The organism is Pseudoalteromonas sp. KS88 (assembly GCF_004766475.1).
In the GTDB taxonomy this organism is placed as follows: Bacteria; Pseudomonadota; Gammaproteobacteria; order Enterobacterales; family Alteromonadaceae; genus Pseudoalteromonas.
In genome coordinates, this window is the sequence record NZ_PYHV01000006.1 from 129,639 (window position 1) to 136,217 (window position 6,579).

4 protein-coding genes are annotated in these 6,579 nt (G+C 38.8%); all 4 read right to left on the reverse strand.

What is annotated here, in order from left to right:
* Positions 1-101: 101 nt before the first annotated feature.
* On the reverse strand, positions 102-1,109 hold the full coding sequence (locus C7Y70_RS03515) for an NAD-dependent epimerase (RefSeq protein WP_135473380.1): 1,008 nt from the start codon (positions 1,107-1,109) through the stop codon (positions 102-104).
* A gap of 174 nt (positions 1,110-1,283) precedes the next feature.
* The gene (locus tag C7Y70_RS03520; RefSeq protein WP_135473381.1) at positions 1,284-2,450 is read right to left on the reverse strand and encodes a nucleotide sugar dehydrogenase; all 1,167 of its coding nucleotides are present in this window, start codon (positions 2,448-2,450) and stop codon (positions 1,284-1,286) included.
* A 482-nt stretch (positions 2,451-2,932) separates the two neighbouring features.
* Positions 2,933-4,882: a nucleoside-diphosphate sugar epimerase/dehydratase gene (locus C7Y70_RS03525; protein WP_135473382.1), complete on the reverse strand. Its 1,950-nt coding sequence runs from the start codon at positions 4,880-4,882 to the stop codon at positions 2,933-2,935.
* A 1,115-nt stretch (positions 4,883-5,997) separates the two neighbouring features.
* Positions 5,998-6,369 (reverse strand): GxxExxY protein, encoded by a 372-nt coding sequence (locus C7Y70_RS03530; RefSeq protein ID WP_135473383.1) that lies wholly within the window; start codon positions 6,367-6,369, stop codon positions 5,998-6,000.
* Positions 6,370-6,579: the final 210 nt, after the last annotated feature.

A 6,579-nucleotide genomic window follows, 5' to 3' on the forward strand; every position in this document is an offset into this window, starting at 1 on the left:
GTCAGGAAATAGCAGTAAACACCTATAAAAAGTAAATGTAATGAGTAAACCGAAGTCAGTAATACAGCAAAAAATTACTATATGTAGCTATTAAATGTTATTCAAGCTTTATAGAAATCTTTATACCAATCAATTAACGCTTCAACACCTTGCTCAACACCCACTTTCGGTTTATACCCTGTGGCTGCAAAAAGATCTTGAGTATCAGCATATGTTTTATAAACATCACCAGCTTGCATTTCACGGAAGTTCTTTTTAGCCTCTATGCCTAAAGAAGATTCTATTGATGAAATAAATTCCATTAGGTTAATAGGGCTACCATGGCCGATATTATAAACTTTAAATGGCGCTGAGCTTGATGCTGGTGAACCTGTTTCTACCTTCCAAGAATCATTACGTTCAGGCACAACTTCAGCAGCACGAACTACCCCTTCAACAATATCGTCTATATAAGTAAAGTCACGCCACATGTCGCCATTGTTATTTATATCTATAGTGTCACCGGCAAGAATTTTTTTAGTGAAAATATACGGAGCCATATCTGGGCGGCCCCACGGTCCATAAACAGTAAAAAAGCGTAAACCAGTCGTCGGTAAATTGTATAAGTGAGAATAGCTATGTGCCATCAGTTCATTGGCTTTTTTAGTGGCAGCATAAAATGATACTGGATGGTCAACACTATCAGTTGTTTCAAATGGCGTTTTTTCATTTAAACCATATACAGAGCTAGATGAGGCATAAACTAAGTGCTCAACTTTATTATGGCGGCAGCCTTCAAGTACATTTAAATGACCTACTAAATTCGAATCAGCATAAGCATCAGGATTCTCAATTGAGTAACGCACGCCTGCTTGGGCAGCTAAATGAATAACGCGATCAAATTGTTCATTCGCAAAAAGCTCACTCATTGCATTGCGGTCAGCTATATCCATTTTAACAAAGGTGAAATTAGCGTGTTCTTTAAACTGGTCTAAACGAGCAAGTTTTAAATTTACATCGTAATAGTCGTTCAGGTTATCAATACCTACTACTGTATGATTTGCTGATAATAGTTTTACGCAGGTTGCGGCACCAATAAAACCTGCAACACCAGTCACTAAATACTTCATTCTAATCCTTCTTTAATTCTAGGTTCTAGATTAATCAGTGTAAAAAGGCTACAGGCTTTGTGCAACGATCAGCGGGCGGCGCCTTATTATGAATACAGCTAGCTCCTAGCCAGTTCCCTAAAGCCTTATACCTTTTTACTTTAACCTTGTTACTTGTAACTAGGCACTTTGCAACTAATCACTGCCAAATAAGTCTCGCGTATACACTTTATCAGCAACATCATTAAGCTCATCAACCATGCGATTTGAAACCACAACATCCGAGAGCTGTTTAAATTCATTGATATCTTTAATAACGCGAGAGTGAAAGAATGTATCTTCTTTTAAAGCAGGCTCATAAACTACAACATCAATACCTTTCGCCTTAATACGCTTCATTATACCTTGAATAGCCGATGCTCTAAAATTATCAGAGCCAGTTTTCATAACTAAGCGGTATACACCCACAACTTTTGGGTCACGTTTAATAATGGATTTAGCAATAAAATCTTTACGCGTCGTATTTGCATCAACTATTGCAGCAATCATATTGTTTGGTACATCTTTATAATTAGCTAGCAGTTGTTTAGTATCTTTAGGCAAACAATAACCACCATAACCGAACGATGGATTGTTATAGTGACTACCAATTCGCGGGTCTAACCCTACACCTTGTATAATTTGCTTTGCATTCAAGCCATGGCTTTCAGCATAACTATCAAGTTCATTAAAATAAGCTACACGCATCGCTAAATAAGTATTTGAAAACAGCTTGATTGCTTCAGCTTCAGTTGAGTCAGTAAATAGCACATCAATATCTGTTTTAATTGCACCTTGAGTAAGCAAGCTTGCAAATGTTTCAGCGCGCTCACTTTGCTCACCTACAATAATACGTGATGGATATAAATTATCATGAAGCGCTTTTCCTTCACGTAAGAATTCAGGCGAGAATATAATGTTATCAGTGCCAAACTTTTCTTTGACCGACTGAGTATAACCTACTGGTACTGTCGATTTAATCACCATAGTCGCACTAGAGTTGATACTCAATACGTCTTTTATTACGGACTCAACAGAACTGGTATTAAAGTAGTTTGTTTCAGGGTCATAATCTGTAGGGGTTGCAATTACTACAAAATCAGCCCCTATCAATGCAGACTCTTTGTTAGTAGTAGCAGTAAAGTTAAGCTCTTTATGTTGTAAAAAGTCATTAATCTCAATATCAACGATAGGTGATTGTTTGTCTTTTAAAAGTGCTACTTTATTTTCATCAATATCAAGCGCTACAACTTTATTATTTTGCGCAAGTAACATAGCGTTTGATAGGCCTACATAACCAGTACCAACGACTGCTATTTTCATTTCTTGATTCCTTTAATTTCTATATTTTGCTTCCTAGCAATAAGCTTAACATGCTTAGAGCTAAAGCTATAAATTCGGGCTTCGGGCTTCGGGCTTCGGGCTTCGGGCTTCGGGCTTCGGGCTTCGTCAAAGTACAATTTGCACATAGAGAAGTGAATAAGAATAAATGAGAAGATAAAATAAATATTTCACTCTACTAGCGAGTACCTAGTTTCTTTACTAGGTCCTTTTTACCTCATAAGCGCAGCGTCTCTTGACCTCTTTGTGAATATATCACTTTAAAAGATCTATTTGCACAAAGAGAAGTGAATGAGAACAAAAAGAGGAAAAACTAAATACACCTAGCAACCTAGTCTCTTCCCTAGAACCTAAAACCTTTAGCGGTGGCAGGCCACTCGTCTAAAAGTAAATAATTAAACTCAACTGTGTATAACTCACCCGTAGGCGCTAAGCTTGCTGGCGCAAAACCTAGCGCCTAGGGCCTAATTCTTAATATTTACCACTTTCTTAGAGCTTTCTTGGGGCAATTGCTTTTTAGCATTCCAAACCAAATCACAAATACCATCGGTTGGGTTAAACCCAGTAGGTGCATCAAGCAACAGCTGACGAATTGTTTCATGGTCAAAGTTATGACAAGCAATATCAAGTGCTTCTAAAAACACATTAAGCTCTGCAAACGGCAGCATAGCTTCATTCGCAGTCATAATACGCTCATGTGTGGTTTCACCAACATTATCGCCAATCAATAACTCTTCATATAGTTTTTCACCTGGGCGAAGGCCTGTGCATTTAATTTCGATATCGCCATGGGGGTTGGTATCATCTTTTACCTCAAAGCCAGATAACCGCACCATTTTTGAAGCTAAATCTTTGATTTTTACTGACTCACCCATATCAAGCACAAATACGTCGCCGCCTTTACCCATGGAACCTGCCTGAATTACAAGCTGCGCGGCCTCAGGTATGGTCATAAAAAAGCGGGTTATATCAGGGTGAGTTAGTGTAATTGGCCCGCCCTCTTTAATTTGGCGCCTGAATAAAGGCACCACAGAGCCTGATGAACCTAACACATTACCAAATCGTACCATGCAAAAACGCGTTTGATGCTTAACACCTTTATTTTGCGCAAGGCCTTGTAGTACAAGCTCAGCCATTCGCTTAGTTGCACCCATTACATTGGTTGGCCGCACTGCTTTATCGGTAGATATCAATACAAAGGTTTCAACACCCGCATTTATTGCAGCCTTAGCTGCATAATAAGTACCAAATACATTATTGCGTACGCCTTCAACCACATTATGCTCAACTAAAGGAACATGCTTATAAGCTGCCGCGTGATATACCGTTTGCACACCAAACGCCATCATAACTGTTTCAATACGGTTAATTCGCTGTACAGAACCCATTATTGGAATAAGCTCGAGGTCGATGTTGTTATTAATTACATACTCATTAAGCTCTTTTTCAATAGAATATAAACCGAATTCTGAAATTTCGAATAACACTAACTTTTTAGGGTGAAGCCGAATAATTTGTCTACATAATTCTGAGCCAATTGACCCTCCAGCACCACTTACCATCACAGCTTTACCAGTTATATTAGCCGCCATTAACTCAGGCTTTGGCGTGACGGGGTCTCGGCCTAATAAATCTTCAATTTCAACATCCCTGAACTCAGAAAGCTTAGCTTTACCCTCAACAACATCAGCCATACCAGGAATTGAAAGTACTTTAATAGTGAGCGGTTCAAGCTGCGCGAGCACTTCTTTACGGCGTGCGCGTGTTGCACTAGGCAAAGCTAATAACACTTTTGTCGCTTTACCTTTATTAATTAATTCGTAAATACCTTTAAAGCTTATTACTGGAATACCCTGAATGATAGAGCCTTGCTTTGTTTCGTCATCATCAATAAATGCGCGTACAAAGTACTCAGGGCCAGCGCCCAATGCCGTAGCTAACTGCCTGCCAGCAGAGCCAGCACCATAAATAATCACTGATTCTTTATTTGCTGTGGCCATTTTACCAATCATGGCACGCACTAAAATGCGCGATCCACCTACGGTCAACAAACATAGCCATGCAAATATAAATGGCATTGTACGCGGTATACTCACACCCACAAAAAACGATAAAAGCACCAAGGCTGCGGTAGTAATTACGGTACCTAACACAATAGCCCACAGTGCATGTGAGTTCATATATCTAAGTACTGCGCGGTATAAGCCTAAATTAATAAATGCATATAAACCAGTAGGTATAAGTAAAGCAAGCAGCAGCCAATTACTTGGCTCATTAAAAGGGGTAAGGCTGTCTAAGCGGACAATTAATGCTAACCAAAAGGCTGCAGCAATGAATAATGCATCAATAAATAATGTAATTGCGCGCTTTTTAGCACGTGATGCATTCAAAATAGAACGAATGAAACTATCCACAACAAGTTCCTTTTTCTTGTAATTTGTTGATTCAAAAAGTAAGAATAATAGTAAACTATTACTTTGTTAAAATTTTATGAATTATAGCTTATAAATTGCGAAGGAGCTAGGAGAGCCCAAAGGTCAAAGGTCAAAGGTCAAAGGTCAAAGGTAGATTAATGACCCTAACCCCATGACTCAATCGATTTCATTAAACCGGATAACATTTTGGAAAGCTACTTTGTCTCTTAGGCTGTGGTAATCTTATTTAGTTTTCACCACCGAGAGCACCGAGACGCTTCGCTACACAAAGGAAACACTAACGAAAGAAAGTATAATCCCATTAGATCTCTAATATCTACCTCTGTGCTCTTCGTGACCTCCGTGGTGAATAATCACTAAAGAAGTTTTCACCACCGAGCACACCGAGACGCTTCGCTACACAGAGAAATGACTATTAAAAACCTATTAGATCTCTAATATCTACCTCTGTGCTCTTCGTGACCTCCGTGGTGAATTAATCATTAAAAACTTTCACCACCGAGCACACCGAGGCGCTTCGCTGCACAGAGAAGTGACTATTAAAAACCTATTAGATCTCTAATACCTACCTCTGTGCTCTTCGTGACCTCCGTGGTAAATTAATCATTAAAAACTTTCACCACCGAGCACACCGAGGCGCTTCGCTGCACAGAGAAGTGACTATTAAAAACCTATTAGATCTCAATACCTACCTCTGTGCTCTGCGTGACCTCCGTGGTGAATTAATCACTAAAAAAGCTTTCACCACCGAGAGCACCGAGACGCTTCGCTACACAAAGGAAATACTAACGAAAGAAAGTATAATCCCATTAGCTCTCTAATCTCTACCTCTGTGCTCTTCGTGACCTCCGTGGTGAATAATCACTAAAGAAGTTTTCACCACCGAGCACACCGAGACGCTTCGCTACACAAAGGAAATACTAACAAAAGAAAGCATAATCCCATTAGCTCTCTAATCTCTACCTCTGTGCTCTTCGTGACCTCTGTGGTGAATAATCACTATAGAAGTTTTCACCACCGAGGCGCTTCGCGCAACACCGAGAAGACACAAGCAACATTAAGTATTTCTCTGAGGTAAATTTATTTTGTTACGGTTAAACACTAATACGTTTAATACCATTAACTAATTTTGTCACATTAAAATTAATCAACAACCCCGTTTTAATACCGCTTAATTTTAAATACGTAATCAACTGAGCTGAATGGATCGGTGCCAGTTTATCAACAGCTTTTAATTCAATTACAAGTTCGTCAGGAATTAAAATGTCTAACCTGTAACCTGCATTAATTTCGATATTTTTGTAGGTAATTGGAAATTCAACTTGATTTACGGCTTCTATTCCCATTTGTTGTAGTTCATACATTAGGCAATTTTCATAGCTTGACTCTAATAAGCCAGGCCCAAGTTGCTTATGAACTTCTATAGCGCAACCTATTACCTTTTGTGTGATGATATCTGTTGTCATAACCTTCCTTAGCTTTAGCGATCACTTTTTAGTTTTTTGTCCTTAATGCTCTACTAGTGAATAAATCACTAAAAAAATTTTACCACCGAGAACACAGAGACGCTTCGCTACACAGAGGAAAGACCAGTATAAAGAAAATATAAATCTATTAACTCTCTAATCTCTACCTCTGTGCTCTTAGTGTACTCTGTGGTGAATAAATCACTAAAA

Excerpts from the sequence above, each read along its gene's own strand:
- C7Y70_RS03515 (WP_135473380.1), bottom strand. The coding sequence starts at position 1,109 with ATGAAGTATTTAGTGACTGGTGTTGCAGGTTTTATTGGTGCCGCAACC.
- C7Y70_RS03530 (WP_135473383.1), bottom strand. The coding sequence starts at position 6,369 with ATGACAACAGATATCATCACACAAAAGGTAATAGGTTGCGCTATAGAA.
- C7Y70_RS03520 (WP_135473381.1), bottom strand. The coding sequence starts at position 2,450 with ATGAAAATAGCAGTCGTTGGTACTGGTTATGTAGGCCTATCAAACGCT.